Origin of the sequence: Piscinibacter sp. XHJ-5 (assembly GCF_029855045.1) — a bacterium.
Lineage (GTDB): Bacteria > Pseudomonadota > Gammaproteobacteria > Burkholderiales > Burkholderiaceae_C > Albitalea.
This window is the reverse complement of sequence record NZ_CP123228.1, coordinates 4,739,187-4,754,019: the sequence shown is the minus strand read 5'-3', so window position 1 is coordinate 4,754,019 and position 14,833 is coordinate 4,739,187. Positions and strand designations below refer to the sequence as shown.

Annotated in this window: 15 protein-coding genes; 6 read left to right on the top strand and 9 right to left on the bottom strand. The window is 64.7% G+C overall.

Annotation, left to right across the window (positions count from 1 at the left end):
* Nucleotides 1-171: 171 nt before the first annotated feature.
* From P7V53_RS22425 to P7V53_RS22410, 4 genes are all read right to left on the bottom strand, one after another.
* The gene (locus P7V53_RS22425) at nucleotides 172-1,155 is read right to left on the bottom strand and encodes a DUF2971 domain-containing protein (RefSeq protein WP_280151731.1); all 984 of its coding nucleotides are present in this window, start codon (nucleotides 1,153-1,155) and stop codon (nucleotides 172-174) included.
* 68 nt (nucleotides 1,156-1,223) lie between these two features.
* Nucleotides 1,224-1,820, bottom strand: a complete 597-nt coding sequence (locus P7V53_RS22420; RefSeq protein ID WP_280151730.1) for a hypothetical protein — start codon at nucleotides 1,818-1,820, stop codon at nucleotides 1,224-1,226.
* A gap of 513 nt (nucleotides 1,821-2,333) precedes the next feature.
* The gene (locus P7V53_RS22415; RefSeq protein WP_280151729.1) at nucleotides 2,334-3,209 is read right to left on the bottom strand and encodes a restriction endonuclease; all 876 of its coding nucleotides are present in this window, start codon (nucleotides 3,207-3,209) and stop codon (nucleotides 2,334-2,336) included.
* Between the two features lie 279 nt (nucleotides 3,210-3,488).
* A complete protein-coding gene (locus P7V53_RS22410; RefSeq protein ID WP_280151728.1) occupies nucleotides 3,489-3,974 on the bottom strand; it encodes a DUF1579 domain-containing protein in 486 nt (161 codons plus the stop codon).
* A gap of 121 nt (nucleotides 3,975-4,095) precedes the next feature.
* On the opposite strand from P7V53_RS22410, the gene P7V53_RS22405 reads away from it, so the two are divergent.
* Nucleotides 4,096-4,554 carry a helix-turn-helix domain-containing protein gene (locus P7V53_RS22405; RefSeq protein WP_280151727.1) on the top strand — a complete coding sequence of 153 codons (459 nt, stop codon included), beginning with the start codon at nucleotides 4,096-4,098 and terminating at the stop codon, nucleotides 4,552-4,554.
* Nucleotides 4,551-4,850 carry a 2Fe-2S iron-sulfur cluster-binding protein gene (locus P7V53_RS22400; protein ID WP_280151726.1) on the top strand — a complete coding sequence of 100 codons (300 nt, stop codon included), beginning with the start codon at nucleotides 4,551-4,553 and terminating at the stop codon, nucleotides 4,848-4,850. Before P7V53_RS22405 ends, P7V53_RS22400 begins: the two co-directional genes overlap by 4 nt.
* Before the next feature lie 47 nt (nucleotides 4,851-4,897).
* Here P7V53_RS22400 and P7V53_RS22395 read toward each other — a convergent pair whose 3' ends face one another.
* Both P7V53_RS22395 and P7V53_RS22390 read right to left on the bottom strand, forming a co-directional pair.
* Complete coding sequence (locus P7V53_RS22395; protein ID WP_280156580.1) at nucleotides 4,898-5,572, bottom strand: ankyrin repeat domain-containing protein; 675 nt, start codon at nucleotides 5,570-5,572, stop codon at nucleotides 4,898-4,900.
* Nucleotides 5,573-5,589: 17 nt separating this feature from the next.
* Entirely contained in the window at nucleotides 5,590-6,057 is a 468-nt protein-coding gene (locus tag P7V53_RS22390; RefSeq protein WP_280151725.1) for a GFA family protein, read from the bottom strand.
* A gap of 617 nt (nucleotides 6,058-6,674) precedes the next feature.
* Here P7V53_RS22390 and P7V53_RS22385 point away from each other — a divergent pair.
* The 4 genes from P7V53_RS22385 to ampC all read left to right on the top strand — a co-directional run bounded on the left by P7V53_RS22385 (nucleotide 6,675) and on the right by ampC (nucleotide 11,629).
* Nucleotides 6,675-6,971: a hypothetical protein gene (locus tag P7V53_RS22385; RefSeq protein WP_280151724.1), complete on the top strand. Its 297-nt coding sequence runs from the start codon at nucleotides 6,675-6,677 to the stop codon at nucleotides 6,969-6,971.
* 221 nt (nucleotides 6,972-7,192) lie between these two features.
* Complete coding sequence (locus tag P7V53_RS22380; RefSeq protein ID WP_280151723.1) at nucleotides 7,193-9,211, top strand: S8 family serine peptidase; 2,019 nt, start codon at nucleotides 7,193-7,195, stop codon at nucleotides 9,209-9,211.
* An 8-nt stretch (nucleotides 9,212-9,219) separates the two neighbouring features.
* A complete protein-coding gene (locus P7V53_RS22375) occupies nucleotides 9,220-10,335 on the top strand; it encodes a pre-peptidase C-terminal domain-containing protein (protein ID WP_280151722.1) in 1,116 nt (371 codons plus the stop codon).
* Nucleotides 10,336-10,474: 139 nt separating this feature from the next.
* Entirely contained in the window at nucleotides 10,475-11,629 is a 1,155-nt protein-coding gene (gene ampC, locus P7V53_RS22370) for a class C beta-lactamase (protein ID WP_348273484.1), read from the top strand.
* A gap of 239 nt (nucleotides 11,630-11,868) precedes the next feature.
* On the opposite strand, the gene P7V53_RS22365 is transcribed toward ampC, so the two are convergent.
* The 3 genes from P7V53_RS22365 to P7V53_RS22355 all read right to left on the bottom strand — a co-directional run bounded on the left by P7V53_RS22365 (nucleotide 11,869) and on the right by P7V53_RS22355 (nucleotide 14,663).
* Nucleotides 11,869-13,194 carry an MFS transporter gene (locus tag P7V53_RS22365; RefSeq protein WP_280151720.1) on the bottom strand — a complete coding sequence of 442 codons (1,326 nt, stop codon included), beginning with the start codon at nucleotides 13,192-13,194 and terminating at the stop codon, nucleotides 11,869-11,871.
* Nucleotides 13,195-13,249: 55 nt separating this feature from the next.
* On the bottom strand, nucleotides 13,250-13,936 hold the full coding sequence (locus tag P7V53_RS22360) for a type 1 glutamine amidotransferase domain-containing protein (protein WP_280156579.1): 687 nt from the start codon (nucleotides 13,934-13,936) through the stop codon (nucleotides 13,250-13,252).
* 124 nt (nucleotides 13,937-14,060) lie between these two features.
* Nucleotides 14,061-14,663, bottom strand: coding sequence for a TetR/AcrR family transcriptional regulator (locus P7V53_RS22355; RefSeq protein ID WP_280151719.1), 603 nt, complete (start codon nucleotides 14,661-14,663; stop codon nucleotides 14,061-14,063).
* Nucleotides 14,664-14,833: the final 170 nt, after the last annotated feature.

Below are 14,833 nucleotides of genomic sequence, written 5' to 3'. Positions count from 1 at the left end.
TTCGTGCTGGCAGCCTACACACCATTACCTGTTCGGGTGGCTCTAGTGCGAATTGCTGGCATCGGGACACCGAGACTGTCGCCGACGACATCGACGCGCCGTTGTCTCGCGCAGCGAAACGCAAACGTCGACGCTCAGGATGCGCGGTGCTTACGCTCTACCAGACGGTGATCACTTCTTGCGTCGCCGCTGAAAGGGGACAGCTTCGAGGCCGTCACGCCGCGTCTTGAACTCATGACGGGAAACGTTCTTGCGGACGTCTTCAACGTCTCGAAGATCGTAGGCGAGCATCGCGAAGTTCTCCGGATGGAACCGCGCTTCGAAGATGCGAATGTGTCGCGCGTCGTGCGACTTCGACAAGCGTCCCCAGACTTCTGCCTCGAAGTCGGGCATATCCCCTGTATAGGTTCGTGACCGCGCTCCAAGATAGACCGCCTTCACGCAATCGAGCGGAACAGGCGCGATTTCGACATCCGAAGGTTGCGGATCTTGTGCGTAGGCCGCGGACACATGCAATCCAACGTACATCTGCGTTGCCTTTGGCCGACTACTTAACGGGTCTTCGGGTCCGACTAACTGGCGCACGAGCCTCCACTCCCTTTCATACGACCAGTCTCGACTCTTCGTGGAAAAAATCGGATGCTCGGCGCGAAGCAATTCAAGCCAGCCCGATCCATGATCGTTCAGAAACCCCATCTTGTGACGGCGAAAGTGCTCCAGAGGCAATTCCGGACGTGCGTCGCTGTAATCGACCTTGCGGAGAAACTGATGGAACCCAAGTGGTGTCCTGGATCCTGAGAAAAACTCGTTCGACGCATCGAATTCGACCACTGCGCCTTGGTGCGCATTCGCATAGTGACCCCACATTAAGAGATTCAGCGGATCCTCCGACAAGCACAAGATTCCGACATTGCCTCCAATGGACCGCGCAAGCGCTGCCTGGAGATGGTTGTGCATCGCGATCTCATCCGACTCCTCACCCAATTCACCTTGCATCCCCGATATGGAGGGCAACGCTTCGAATGGGTCATTGAAGACGCAGGGCGGTGAGAAGCGAAGTCTGAAGCCGCTCAAAAACCGCAGGACGCCCGCCCTCGAGAAATATTTGTACAGCGAATTGGGCGGCAAAATCTTGGCGGTGTTCGACTCTTGCATCGGACATCCAATCTGCGAAGGGTCCAAAGTGAGGCTTGGCTATTGGGTCGTTGAGGTCCAGACCCGCGTCATTCAGTGACGTTGAAGCGCTTCCTAGCTTCGGCCAAAGACTCCTCATCTGGGAGTGGTTCATCGCAAATTTTGTACTCAGTATTCGGATCGCGGTCCCCATCGATAAGGTCAACTGCGTATCCGTCCAGCTTCGTTGGCGCCTTCTCGCTGGACTCACGTACCAGGGTGAAGACTCCGAGTCCCTCCTGCACGTGCTTGCGTACGAACACCTTGCATGTGTAGGCGTAAACAAGGTGCATGCGCTCGATATCAATGGAGACCGTGTCAGAAGCCCAGGATGCTCGTGTCTTGCCCGCCGAATCGAACTCACGTCCGTGAATCACGGTAGTCCCGGAAGCTTGATCGACGAACTCAATCGTGAAGCGATGCTCTTCTTCGTGCATATAGTGACCAATCCAAGTTCCTTCGAGAAAGCTCTTGCCGAGAATGAGTCTACGAAGAACAAGACTGTTGCCAAAGAGCCAGAGAAAAGCACTGGAAAGTAGGCGATAGACTCCAAGGGAGGCAACGGCGCCCGCGACGCCGCTTGCGGCAGCGAGGACTGGTTCCAAACCGCGGATGAGCGGCTGTAGCCAGACTATGGCGAAGAACATCACTGCTACGGTCGCAGCGGTCGATGCCCAGGAGAGTCGATCGTTAAGCATGCCTGACTGAGTGGTTCATGGGTGTCCGCAAAAGAGGACACCGCCCACCCGTTTTGCGGTTCGCATCATGCTCCTCAGTCTCACATCCAAACACCCCTTGGGGCGACGCACAAGCCGGCGGCGCACTTGTGGATCGCAGACGGTCCCTAGGCCAAGGATGTCAGCGGAATAGCTGGTTCCAAACTAGGGGACTTGTCGGGCACAGGTTGTGCCGGGTGCTATGCCCCCTGGGCTTCCAGTCTATCCAGTCTAAGACGCTATGACGCATAGCACCCAGTTCCAACATTCATGCAAGCGCGGCAGCACCAGCTACCATTGCGCATGGCCGACGGGACCCTCCAGCGGAGACTGCGACAGCGGCCTGTAGTGAGCCGCCGGTCAGTGTCGTGGCGGTGCGCAATGGCATGCATGCATTGCTTCCACCCACCATCCGCCTTGCGTTAGCCCCCACTGGCACTGACCTCAGCCGACCGCCCTCGTGCCCCGGCAGGCCGGATACCCCGAGCAGCCCCAGAACTCGCCACCGGCATTGCCCCCGCGCCGCGCGACCCGCCTGACCATCGCCTTGGCACACACCGGGCATGCAGGCGCGGTCGATGCATCGATTGCCGCCGCTCCTGCGGTGGCTGGCTGTGGCTGGGTGAGGGCGATCGACGGGTTTGGCGCTGCGCCCCGAACCGTTCGGATCAATGCATGCAGCTGCGGGCCGTCGATCAATTGGATGTTGCGGCCCTTCGCGAAGGCCGCAGCATCCTCGGTGAATCGACCCGACGTCACCACGAAGCCGCCCGTTGCGCCTCGTGCGGCCATCACGCCGTAGAGTTCTCGAACGACCTCGACGCCCACCTTGAATGCTCGCCACTGCTTGCATTGCACGAGGAACTTCTCGGTGCCCTTGGTCAGCAGGAGGTCGACGCCACCATCGGCTCCGCCGCCACCGGTCTCCGCCACGCGGTAGCCCTGCAGCCGAAAGGCCTCGCCGACCAGCTTCTCGAACTCATGCCAGCCCATTCCGTCGAGGACGTCTGCGGCCAGACTCTGGGCCACGTCAGCGATGAGTCGTTGTCGCCTGTTCCGACGCCACGCCGAAGCACCGGCCCCGACCAGACAGATCACCGGCAAGATGTACTGCCCGACGCTGGCCAACGAGCGCCACATCGCCTGTGTGACCATCGCTCCGAGCTGCCCGGGCTGTGTGCTGACGGGTACCGGTCGACCAGCCCAGTCATGCAGCAGCAGGTAGATGCCGACCGCCAACGCAATGCCCACCCACCATGGCATTCGCGACACGAGCTCCAGCAGGGCTTCGGCTGGACTGGTTTTTCGACGTCTCGACAATTTCCTCTCCCTGACGTGATCTTCGGATCGCGGGGATTCTGGCTGCCCCAGCGCGCAAGCGCTAGTCGTTGCCGGCGGGGGCACAGAAAACGCGGGATAGGAGACGCCTGCTGCCGAGTCCATCTCACTGCTGCCCTGGTCCATCAGGCGACCAAGTGTTTGCTCGACGTGGTCCTCCGTCGCCTCTGCACCCAAGAAGGAGTTCAGCGAACGCCGCAGCGACTTGGGGTCGGCCGGCCCAGCCTTTACCGTCTTGGCCCGTGGGGCCGCGCAAAGTGATCAACGCAACCGCGTATCAAACGCAATCCAGTTGACTTCCCAGCTCGCCCCGCCGTCAACCGAAAACGCCTGCTCGAAACGGCAGTGATCGGCGTCCAGGACGTCGATGAGGAATCGCGCGAGGATCGGCTTGCCGTTGAACGTCTCGGCGCTGTAGAAGACGCCGTGCCGGCCGCCGTCGAAGCCGCCCGTCATGGGCAGTTCCAGCGTGCCGCCCGTTGCGTTGGAGAAGTTCAGCGTCCAGCGCTGGCGTCGCGTGTCGAACAGGCGCAACGAGACCCCTTCGATGCGGCCCAGCGGGCCGGCGACCTCCAGCTCGGCGAGATTGGCCCGCCCGCCGAGCAAGGGATGGACAGTGGTGGTGCCCATGTAGTCGGCCCACTGTGGCGAGCCGCTCAGTGGCTGCACGAGCCTTCGGACCGACGTGCGCCAGCGGCCGTGCTCGAAATCGAAATCGCGCGGCGTGCCGTCCGGCGTGTGAGGCATCACGGGCGCCCTATCATGGCCCGGGCTCGGCGGCAGCGAGGGTTCTGCGCAAGCTGCGACAACGGCAACGGCCATGACGACAACGGCGACGCGCACAGCGCGCAGAGCAGGGATCCAGCACATGGAAACGACTGTAGCCAGCACCATCGTTGGCACCAAGAAGGCACCTGCAGGTAACGGTCCGCGCGTCGCGCGTGCCAACGCGGTGTCCGGATGCGCGCTCACGGCCGCGCTCGCCGCGTTGGGCGGGCGCTGGAAGTTGTTCATCGTGTACCGGCTCTCCGATGGTCCCATGCACTTCGCGGCGCTGCGACGCAGCCTGCCGGAGATGAGCGCAAAGGTGCTGGCGCAGCAACTGCGGGAAATGCAGGCTGACGGACTGCTCGACCGCGAACCGCGGGGCCGGGTGCCCGCCCCGGTGATCTACGCGCTGACGCCGCACGGCCGGTCGCTGCTGCCGGTGGCCGAAGCGATTCGGCGCTGGGGCATGGCGCATCAGGATTTCCGCGCTTGCGAGGGGACACCGGACATTGCTGCGGACCCACGTGCGGTCTGCGGCGCCGGCATCGAAACGCAATGACGCGCATCACGCTTCATCCCGCGGGCGGGACGTTTGTCGCGGACGAGCGGCAGACCATCCTCCAGGCCGCGCTCGCCGCCGGTCAGCGTCTGCCGGTGTCCTGCCGCAACGGGACCTGCCGCACCTGCCGCTGCAGGGTGCTCTCGGGGAGTGCGACGCACACGATCGAGTGGCCAGGCCTGTCGCGCGAAGAACAGGCCGAGGGCTGGATACTGCCTTGCGTGGCGAAGGCATCAAGCGACCTGGTGTTGGAGCTGCTGTCCGCTCGTCTCGACAACGACAACCGCGATCAATAGACCGGTCCCCGTTTCGGGGAGCAAGCCTTGTCGCGCACCGCCGCGTGTCAGCGCGCGCCGGCGGCCTGCAGCATTTCCACCATCGTGCCGTAGCCGCGCGCACGCGCCAGTTGCAACGGCGTGGCGCCGCTGCGGTCGGCCAGTTGCGTGCTGGCGCCAGCGTCCAGCAGCGCCTTCAGCGTGGCCTGATGTCGAGCGCCGCCGTCACCCAGCACGATCGCCTCGATCACCGCGGTCCAGTGCAGGTTGTTCACGTGGTCCAGCGGCGCGCCGGCCTTGATGAGGAGGCGCACGACGCCGTCGTGGCCGAGGTGCGCGGCGGCGATCAACGCAGTGCCGTCATAACGGCTGGTGGTGAGCCTGGCGCTGGCACCTGCGGCCAGCAGCACCCGCAGCGTTTCCTCGTCGTCGGCCACGGCGGCGATGGTGACGGCGTCGTAGCGCCCCTGTTCCAACGCCGCGTGGTCGGCGCCGGCTTGCAGCAACGCCTGCACTGCCTGTGGCCGGCGTGCAAACGTGGCCACGTGCAACGGTGTGCGGCCGGCGCCGTCGCGCGCTTCCAGCGCCGCCTTGTCGGCGGCCAGCTGCTTGATCCCGGCCAGGTCGCCTCGGTACACCGCAGCATGCAGGCCCTGGTACGCCGCCGCTTCAGTGGCCGTGGGCGGCACCTGCGCGTGCACACGCCAGGGGAGGGCAGAGGCCGCTAAGAGGGCCAGCAGCAGGGCGGCATCCCGGGCCTTCACGTGAATTGCTGTTTGGCCGGGTCGTCCGACGCCAGCACCTGCAGCAGTTGCGCGAATGGAGCCGCCTCGGGCCAGGTGGCAACGTCGTCGGGCAGTTCGAGCCAGGGCTGCTTGCGGTTCACCCAGATGTGGGCGGCGACGTCGAGCTCGTCGCTTCGGTCCAGCGTACCGGCGCGCAAGATCATGAAACCCGGTTTGCCGCTGTTCGAGTTGTAGATGCGCGTGTGGCACACGCCGCACATGCGTTGCGTCGAGATACTGCCGCTGGGGGTCGTCAGCTCGAAGACCGTCACGGGACCGCTCACGTTCAGCGCGGTATCAGGCAGGAGCGCCTGTTGACTGAAGGCGCTGCCGGTCCAGGTCTGACAGTCCCGGCAATGGCATGCATACGTCCGCGGCAGGGTCTCGAGCGCGACCGTGTAGCGCACCGCGCCGCAACGACATCCGCCCCGAAGTTGCGACATGCTGCCTCCTGATTGGCTGATCGCTTGCGGGGGATTCTGCGCGCATGCGGCCGGTTCCAAGACAGGGCACGACTCGATCTCGCATCAATGAGCACAGGCCGCACTACCGCTTGCGCACCTTCGAGGCAGCACCGCCGTGTCCGCTGCAGCCGCCCGGGGCGCGCGTGATCAACCCGTCCGCGCATTCCACGTCGGGTCCCGGGGCCGGCTCCTGTCTCGCCTGGCCTTGGGCGCGTGCTGGAGCTTGCTGAGCATCGCCCGCCGACCGAACGGCAGTCACTCGGGTGCGGGGCGTGGAGTTGGTGGTCGTTTCAGCGCTGCTGGCGGGGGATCGGTCGCCATCGCTGTTCGTGGACTTGCTCTTGGTGCTGTGGCTGCCCGCGCGTCTGCCGCCGCGGGCCTCGGCATCCTGAGGCAGCGCCAAGGTGAGTGTCATCAAGGCAGCCATCAGCGCCGCGGCCCGGTACGTGAGCATGGCGTCACCCCTTCAGGATTTGATCGATGGCGTGCAGCGTAATCGTCCGAAGAGAGCTTGTCGTCCCCGCAGGTAGGCGGTCGGCGCGGTGGTCGGGCTTGAAGAGACTGTCTACGCAGCGTGTGGACGGCCCGAAGAATTCGTGGCCGCGGCGGACGCACTGGTGACGCTGTCGCAAGAGCATGGGATGGAGACCTTGCTGATCGAGGCGCGTCTGATTGCCGGGCGAGCGCACTTCGAGCAAGGCGAAGCCGGTGCCGGCATCGTCGCGATGCGCGACGCGCTGGCCGAGATCGAGGACGGCCGCGATCTGGCCTTCGTGCTGGTGTACGTGGCGTTCCTGGCCGATGCGCTGCTCAGCGTCGGCGTGGTTGACGACGCTCACGCCCGCTTGCGGCGAGGCCTCGGCTACGCAGTGCGACTTCGGGTTTATGGGTAAGCGCCCTAATTGACGAGCACAAGCACCCCGCCCACATTCGTCGCAACAGTCCGAGAAATTTCGCCAACGGGCGCGACGTACGCAGCAGCGGCCTCGAGCTTCGCTCTGGCCGAGTCGGCGTTTGAACGACGCGTTCCCACCAGGTGCGCCAGGAGGGGTCTATGCGGAGAAGCTACATCGGATCGGCCATCGCGATCTGCGTCACAGCGGTTGCCTTGAGCATGGGGTTCAGCGACGAGGCGTCGGCCGGGGCCTATGCGCGAACCGGCAAACTCAGCCACACGACCGAGCTACAGCTGAGGGCTTTGCGCGACCAGGGTCAACGAAGCGTGACCCTCCTGATTGCCGCGGTGTCGGGCCAGACCGCGACCGCAAAGTCGGCGATTACGTCGCTGGGCGGCAAGGTCGTGTACAGCGAGGACTCGATCGACTATCTGCGCGTTGTGGTCGACACTGGGCAGGTCGAGAAGGTGGCGGCGCTGGGGTCGGTGCGCTTCATCGACTTGGATGAAGTTCTGCCGCTGCCTGACCCGCGGCCAGACGGCGCCGCAGCGCTGATTCCGCAGGCACCGCCGAGTGCCGCGACGCCGCGCGCGAACCCCTACATGCCGACGCAGGACACGGGTGCGGCGCAATTCGTCACGGCCAATCCGACCTTCGACGGCCGCAAGGTCACGATCGGCATCCTGGACAGCGGCGTCACGCTCGACCACCCGTCGCTGCGGACCACTTCGACCGGCGAGGCGAAGATCGTCGACTGGGTCACGTACACCGACCCCTTCACCGACGACGACCCGACATGGATCAACATGTCGGCGCAGGTCAGCGGCGCCAACGTCACTTTCAACGGCGTCTCATACAAGGCACCGTACGCCGGGGCGTTCCGCATCGGCGTGTTCAACGAGCGTGATGCGCGCTTGGGCGGCGAAGTCCAGTCCGACGTCAACCGCGACGGCAATCCTTCCGGCAGCAGCGGCCTCTTCGCCGTGCTGTGGGATCCGGCGACGAACGTTGTCTGGGTCGATACGAACCAGAACCGCAGCTTTGCCGACGAGAAGGCGATGACCGACTACCGCGTCAACCGCGACGTCGGCTACTTCGGCACCGACAACCCGGCAACCGCGGTGGCCGAGCGCATGCCCTTCGTCGTGCAGACCGACGGCAAGAACAAGGTTGTCAACATCGGCATCGTTTCCGGCGCGCACGGCTCGCACGTGGCCGGCATCACGGCGGCCAACGCCATGTTCGGCGGCCAGATGAGCGGGGCGGCGCCGGGTGCCAAGATCGTCTCGGTGCGGGTGTGCCTGTTCATCACAGGCTGCACAGCGCACGCAATGATCGAAGGCATGATCTACGCGGCCAAGCAAGCCAACGTCGATGTGATCAACATGTCCGTCGGCGGGCTGCCGTCGTTGAACGACGGCAACACCGCGCGCGCCGAGCTGTACAACCGGCTGATCGAGCGCTACAAGGTCCAGATGTTTCTCTCGGCCGGCAACAGCGGCCCGGGCCTGAACACCGTCGGCGATCCTTCGGTCGCATCCAAGGTCGTGAGCGTCGGCGCCTACGTGAGCAAGGCATCGCACCTCGCCAACTACGGCGTCATCACGCAGTTCGACCACAACGTGCATTACTTCTCCTCGCGCGGGCCGCGTGAGGACGGCGGCTTCAAGCCCGAGATACTGGCTGCGGGCAACGCCATTTCGACCACACCGATGTGGCAACCTGGCGGCGGGCTCGCGGCGGTGGTGCCACCTGGCTATTCGCTGTTCAATGGCACGTCGATGGCGGCGCCCCAGGCTGCCGGCGCGGCGGCATTGCTGATCAGCGCGGCCAAGCAGGTGGGCGTCCAGTACCAGCCCGCGCAGCTGCGCCAGGCGATGCTGTCGTCGGCAAGCCTGATCACCGAGGCCAATGCTGATTTCACCCGGGTGCCGATCACCTGGCAGGGCAACGGGCTGATGAACACCGGCGTGGCCTGGAACCTGCTGAAGACCAACATCAAGACCTCCGAGTTCTCGGCGAGTGTTCCGGTCAACACCGTTCTGAGCGGATTCCTGGCGCAACCGGGCATTGGCGTGGGCATCTACGACCGTGAAGGCGTGACCGTGGGCAGCCCTTACACGCGGACCTATACGCTGGTGCGCACCCAAGGCCTTCGACCGCGGTCACGTACAACGTCAACTGGCTCGGCGATGTCGCTTCGTTTGCATCGCCTGGGTCGGTCAACCTGCCGCTGAACACGCCGGTGCAGTTCCCCGTCACGATCAATCCATCGGTCGCTGGCGAACACTCGGCGATCATGACGCTGGACAGCCCCGAGTCCGCGGGTATCGAGTACCGGATCATGAACACGGTGATCGCCGCGGACAAGTTCACGGCCGCCAACAACTATGCGGTGACGACAAGTTCGACCATCGACCGCGCGCAGTCAAAGAGCTACTTCTTCCAGGTTCCGGCGGGAGCGCCAGCTTTCAAGGTCGACTTCACGGGTCCGTCCGGATCACCCGGCACGGGGCAGGCGCGGTTCTTGAGGTGGCATCCGTACGGCGTCGGTATCGACAGCAACGCAGTTTCGAACTGCTACGTGGGCCTGGCCTGCAGCACCGGCAGCCCCAACAGCCGCACCCTCGACAACCCGCTGGCGGGCGTCTGGGAAGTCACCGTCGACGCGCGGCGTACCTCGGACACCGATGCGGCACCGTTCTCACTGACGGCATCGATCCTGGGTGCCTCGGTCTCGCCGAATCCCGATGTGATCGCGGCTGCCGGGATCGGTGTGCCGGTGGCGCGCACTTACACGATCACCAACGGCTTCGGTGCATTCACCGGCCGCGCGTTCGGGACGACCCTGGGCAGCGCGGTGCAGGCGACGCCGACGATCGCCGGCGGAGCGCAGCAGCAGTACCTGGTGCAGGTGGCAGCCGGATCGACATCGCTGCGCGCGGCGATCAACAGTCCGTCGGACCCGGCGGCCGACCTCGACCTGTACGTCTACAACTGCAGCACCGGGACCTGCGTGCTGGCGGGGCAGAGCGCCGACGGCGACTCTGACGAGTCGGTGACCATCGCCAATCCGGCGGCCGGCACCTGGCTGGTGCTGATTGACGGCTATTCGGTACCCGCAGGCACGACCAGCTACAACTACCGGGATGTGTTCGTCAATGCGGCATTCGGCAGCATCAGCGTGACCGACGCCAACGCCCTGCGGCCGGCGGGCGCGTCGTGGACGGTTCCGGGCAGCGTGACCGCGAATGCGGCGCCAGCAGCAGGTCGCGTCTTGTTGGGCAACGTTCAGGTCAGGACCGACACGAACCTGGTGGTCGGGTCTGGCGACGTGATCGTCCAGAGCGTCACGCCCTGACACTCTTCGGCACGAGGCGGCGCTGACCGGCGCCGTCTCGTGATCGGCTTTCCTGGGGGCCAGGAAACAACGCTTCAACGCTTCAACGCTGCAGCGCGCGATGCACGAAGATCGCGCGATGAGCATCGCTCCTGCGTCCATGCCCTGTCGTACCCGAGCGCTGTCGCTCCTGCTTGCACTGCTGGTTCCCCTCGCGTCGAGCGCCAGCAACGACGCTGCGAAAGTCAGGGCCATCGTCGACGGGACGATTCGCCCGCTCATGTCTCAGCACGACATACCCGGCGTGGCGGTGTCGCTGACGGTGGATGGCCGGTCCTACGTCTTCAATTACGGGGTGGCGTCCAAGGAGACCCAGGCGCGGGTGACCGAATCGACGATCTTCGAGATCGGCTCGATCAGCAAGATGTTCACCACGACGTTGGCAGCCTATGGGCACGTGACCGGCAAGCTCTCGCTGGACGATCATCCTGGGCGCTATCTTCCTCGCCTGAAGGGTCAGCCCATCGACCGGGCCACGCTGCTCCATCTGGGGACACACACCGCCGGCGGCTTGCCACTGCAGTTTCCCGAACCTGTTGGAGACGACAGTGCCGCGCTTGCATATTTCCACGACTGGAAGGCCGAGGGACGGCCTGGAACGGTGCGGCAGTATTCCAATCCGAGCGTCGGGCTGCTGGGCGCAGTGGTTGCCGTCGCGATGAAGGGTGACTTCGCGAGATTGATCGAGACACACCTCTTGCGCACGCTGGGCATGAGCCACACGTACATCCAGGTGCCGCCCCACGCCATGGGCGACTACGCCTGGGGCTACCGCGAAGGCAGACCGGTACGGGTGAATCCCGGTCCGTTGGACGACGAAACCTACGGCATCAAGTCGACGGCCTCGGACTTGCTCCGGTTCGTGCAGGCAAACATCGACCCCAGCGGGCCGGATGCCTCGCTGCGCGAAGCGATCCGCATCACCCAGGTCGGCCGTTTCAGGCTCGGTGGCATGGTGCAGGGCTTCGGGTGGGAGCAGTTTCCCTACCCGCTGTCCCGCGAGCTGCTGCTGGGCGGGAATGCGCCAGAGGTCATCTTCGACCCGAACCCCGTGCAGCCCGAGGCGTCGCAACGGCCTGCCTCGCCACGCTTGTTCGACAAGACCGGATCGACGGGCGGTTTCGGCGCCTATGTCGCCTTCGTGCCGGCAAAGCGATTCGGCCTGGTCATTCTGGCCAACAGAAATTTTCCGATTCCGGCGCGGGTCGAGGCGGCCTACGCGATCCTCGAGCAATTGGTGCCAATCCCGCGGTGACGTGTCGAGGGGGCTTCGTGCGCTGTGCCCGCAGAGCGGTCACCAGCGAATCGAGTTCCGAGTTCGAGCGGCGGTTCTTGGCCGGGACCACGCGCTCCCCAAAGCTCGCTGACAGCTGCCGATGGCCGCGAGGCGATCACTTCCGAAGGGCCGTTGTCGGCATCGGGGAGCGAACTGACAGCCTCGGCCAGGAAGAGACGGTCGCGACAGCCAGCGCCGCCGCCAACGCACCGCCTCATTCAAGCCGGATTTGCCCCGACGTTTGGTGGGCGGTGTCTAGTGCCCGCCCCTCCGGCACGCTGCGCCTTCGCACGACGGTGCGTCGGCGAGAGAAACGGAGCCAGCGAAACCATGAGAGCGGCGGCAGCCACCAGTGTCCAAAGGGCTGCGTGGAAACTCCCGGTTCGATCTCGCAGCAGCCCAAGCGTGAGGGGCCCGAGCGCTCCGAGAAGGTAGCCGACGAACAGGACGAAGGACGTCCAAGAGTTGGCCTCCTCTGGGCTCGATGCGTTGTCGAGCGGGAGTGTCATGCCGAGCGAAAACGAGGCACCGATACCGCACGCCACGATGGGGATCATCACCAAGGGCATCAACGTCGGCGCGACGGCGGTTGCAAAGAGCCCGACAAGAGCGAGGCTCGCGAACAGTCCGACCAGCCATCGGCGATCCTCGCTCTTGGAAAGCAGGGCGGGCAGCGGGTTGGAGAACATGAACGCCATCGTGAAGCAGGCCAGCAGCAGCCCTGCGTGCGCCGCAGTCGCACCGAGCTCCCGATAGATCGGCGCGATCCAGGACAGGAAGCCGAAGAACAAGAAGTTGTTGGTCGCGAAGTAGGAAGCCACCAGCCAAGCGCTCACTGAACTCGCAGGATGGCGACGCGCCCCAGCCAACTCTGAGACCGAGGCCGGCTCGGCCGTCCGCTCAGATCGTGACACGACCGTCCACGCAGCGATGGCGGTCAACCCTGGCAGCGCCCAGATGCCCGTTCCGAGCCGCCAGCCGCCGCCAAGTGCCGAGAGCGGAGCGGTCGCAGCTGCGGCCAAAGTGCTGCCCAGTCCGATCGACATTGCGTACAGACCCATCAGCAACGACACATGCCGCGGGAACCGGGCCTTGACGAAGCCTGAGATCAGGGCGCCGGCGACTGCGATGCCGGCACCCACGCCTGCCGTGGTGACAAGCAGTTGGGTCGTCGTTTGGACGAAGGCCCGCAGCAGCGAGGCGATGCTAAGCGTGGTGAGCGCGGCCAGGATGACACGATCGCGGCCGAATCGCCGTGCAAGCCACGGTGTGGGCAACGCCAGCAAGCCCATCAGGATGTTGGGAATCGCCGTCAACAGGGAAGCCTGCGCGTTGGAGATCCCGAACTCGTTGCGGATCTGTCCGAGCAGCGGTCCCACCGACACGATCCCCGGGCGAAGGTCGATGGCGACCAACACGATGCAGGCAATGCCGGCGGCCAATGTCAAACTCGAGTTCGCCTTCGCTGCCGGGGCTTCGGCCTTCCGCTCGCCTTGCAACATTGCGGGCTCGGCCAGCGGATGAATCGAACTCGTCTGCGCCACTTGTGCAGGGTGCAGCTCGAGTTCGGGGAGAGCGATGCGGCGCGGCTCGCAAGGCTCAGCGCGCCCGCGCCAGCTCCGTCATCACACGCACCGCCGCCTCTGCGGACGAAGCCGGGTTCTGGCCGGTGATCAGCAGTCCGTCCTGCACGACAAACGACTGCCAGTCGCCCGCGCGTTGGAAGCGACCGCCGAGACGTTTGAGCTCGTCCTCCACGAGGAAAGGCACCACGTCGGTCAGCTCCACCGCGGCTTCCTCGGAGTTGGTGAAGCCGGTGACCTTCTGGCCTTCCACCAGCGGCTGCCCATCCGCGCGCTTCGCATGGCGAAGAACGCCAGGCGCATGGCAGACCAGCGCCACCGGCTTTCCTGCCTGCAGGGTGCTTTCGATCAACTTGACCGAGTTTGGGTCTTCGGCCAGATCCCACAGAGGGCCGTGTCCGCCGGGATAGAACACGGCATCGAAGCCTTCGTGAGTGACCTTTGCCAGCGGCACGGTGCTCGCGAGCGCGGCCATGGCATCGGCGTCCGCCTCGAATCGCCGGGTCGCCTCGGTGCGGAATGCTTCGGAGTTGCTCTTGGGATCCAGCGGCGGCTGGCCGCCGCGGGGCGAGGCCAACACGATGTCGGCACCGGCGGCCTTGAACTCGTAGTAGGGCGCTGCGAGCTCTTCCAGCCAGAAGCCAGTCTTGAGCCCGGTGTTGCCGAGTTCATCGTGGGAGGTCAGGACAATCAGGATCTTCATCTTCATTCCTTTCGGATGTGAAAGTGGCGAGGAAGGGGGACGCCGGCGCGCCACTATTAGACCGGTCGTCTAGTTCCAGGTCGGAAAAAAAGCGCTCTGCGCATTCCTTCGAACCTGCCCACCGTCAGGCAGCGGGTAGGTGCAATATCCGGCGTGTCATCCGCAGTGCTTCTTCAAACGGCTGGGCGTCGCGCACGATCTTCGCCATCACGCTGGCGCCGAGCCAAAGTTGATAGAGGTTCTGCGCTACTTCATCGGCGCGACCTTCGACTTCCAGGGAGCCATCGGCTGCCCCAGCCTCGATGGTGACCGCCAGACGGCCGATGATTTCGGCCGTGCCGGTCTTGAGCGCTTGGCGCATCGACTCCGACAGGTCGGAGACCTCCGCTCCCAGTTTCACCGCGAGGCATTTGCCCTGGCAATCGAAACTCTGCTGCGCCTGCGCCCATTGGAGCCAGTAGTTCATCAACCGCTGCGCCGCATTTTGGCCCGGCATGTTCAGCGTGTGATCCATGTCGGTCAGGTAGTCGTCGAAATACTCGGTTAGCAGCGCTTCGCCAAGCGCATCCTTGGACTCGAAGTAGTGATAGAACGACCCTTTCGGAACGTTGGCTGAACTCAGGATCTCGTTCAAGCCGACCGCAGAGAAGCCTTTGCCGCTCATGATCTTTTGGGCGGCGTTGACAATGCTCTGGCGGGTGTCGAAGGTGTCGTGGGAGGAGCGCATGAGCATCACTGTAGGCAAGAGTAGACCAGTCGTCTAGTAGCGTTGTGCGCTTTTCGCAACGAAGGTCTTGATCTGATCAACGTCCGTTGGCGGGAAGTCTGGATGCCCGCGTCTACTTCGGCTCTGGGTCGGTACCGCTGGTTCGAGCGGCGGCGAAGCGGTCCGCGACG

Bases quoted from the DNA above. Each gene is read 5' to 3' on its own strand.
- P7V53_RS22380 (WP_280151723.1), top strand. From the start codon at position 7,193: ATGGGGTTCAGCGACGAGGCGTCGGCCGGGGCCTATGCGCGAACCGGC.
- P7V53_RS22400 (WP_280151726.1), top strand. From the start codon at position 4,551: ATGACGCGCATCACGCTTCATCCCGCGGGCGGGACGTTTGTCGCGGAC.
- P7V53_RS22355 (WP_280151719.1), bottom strand. From the start codon at position 14,663: ATGCGCTCCTCCCACGACACCTTCGACACCCGCCAGAGCATTGTCAAC.
- ampC (WP_348273484.1), top strand. From the start codon at position 10,475: ATGCCCTGTCGTACCCGAGCGCTGTCGCTCCTGCTTGCACTGCTGGTT.
- P7V53_RS22360 (WP_280156579.1), bottom strand. From the start codon at position 13,936: ATGAAGATCCTGATTGTCCTGACCTCCCACGATGAACTCGGCAACACC.
- P7V53_RS22420 (WP_280151730.1), bottom strand. From the start codon at position 1,820: ATGTTCTTCGCCATAGTCTGGCTACAGCCGCTCATCCGCGGTTTGGAA.
- P7V53_RS22410 (WP_280151728.1), bottom strand. From the start codon at position 3,974: ATGCCTCACACGCCGGACGGCACGCCGCGCGATTTCGATTTCGAGCAC.
- P7V53_RS22405 (WP_280151727.1), top strand. From the start codon at position 4,096: ATGGAAACGACTGTAGCCAGCACCATCGTTGGCACCAAGAAGGCACCT.
- P7V53_RS22425 (WP_280151731.1), bottom strand. From the start codon at position 1,155: ATGCAAGAGTCGAACACCGCCAAGATTTTGCCGCCCAATTCGCTGTAC.
- P7V53_RS22390 (WP_280151725.1), bottom strand. From the start codon at position 6,057: ATGTCGCAACTTCGGGGCGGATGTCGTTGCGGCGCGGTGCGCTACACG.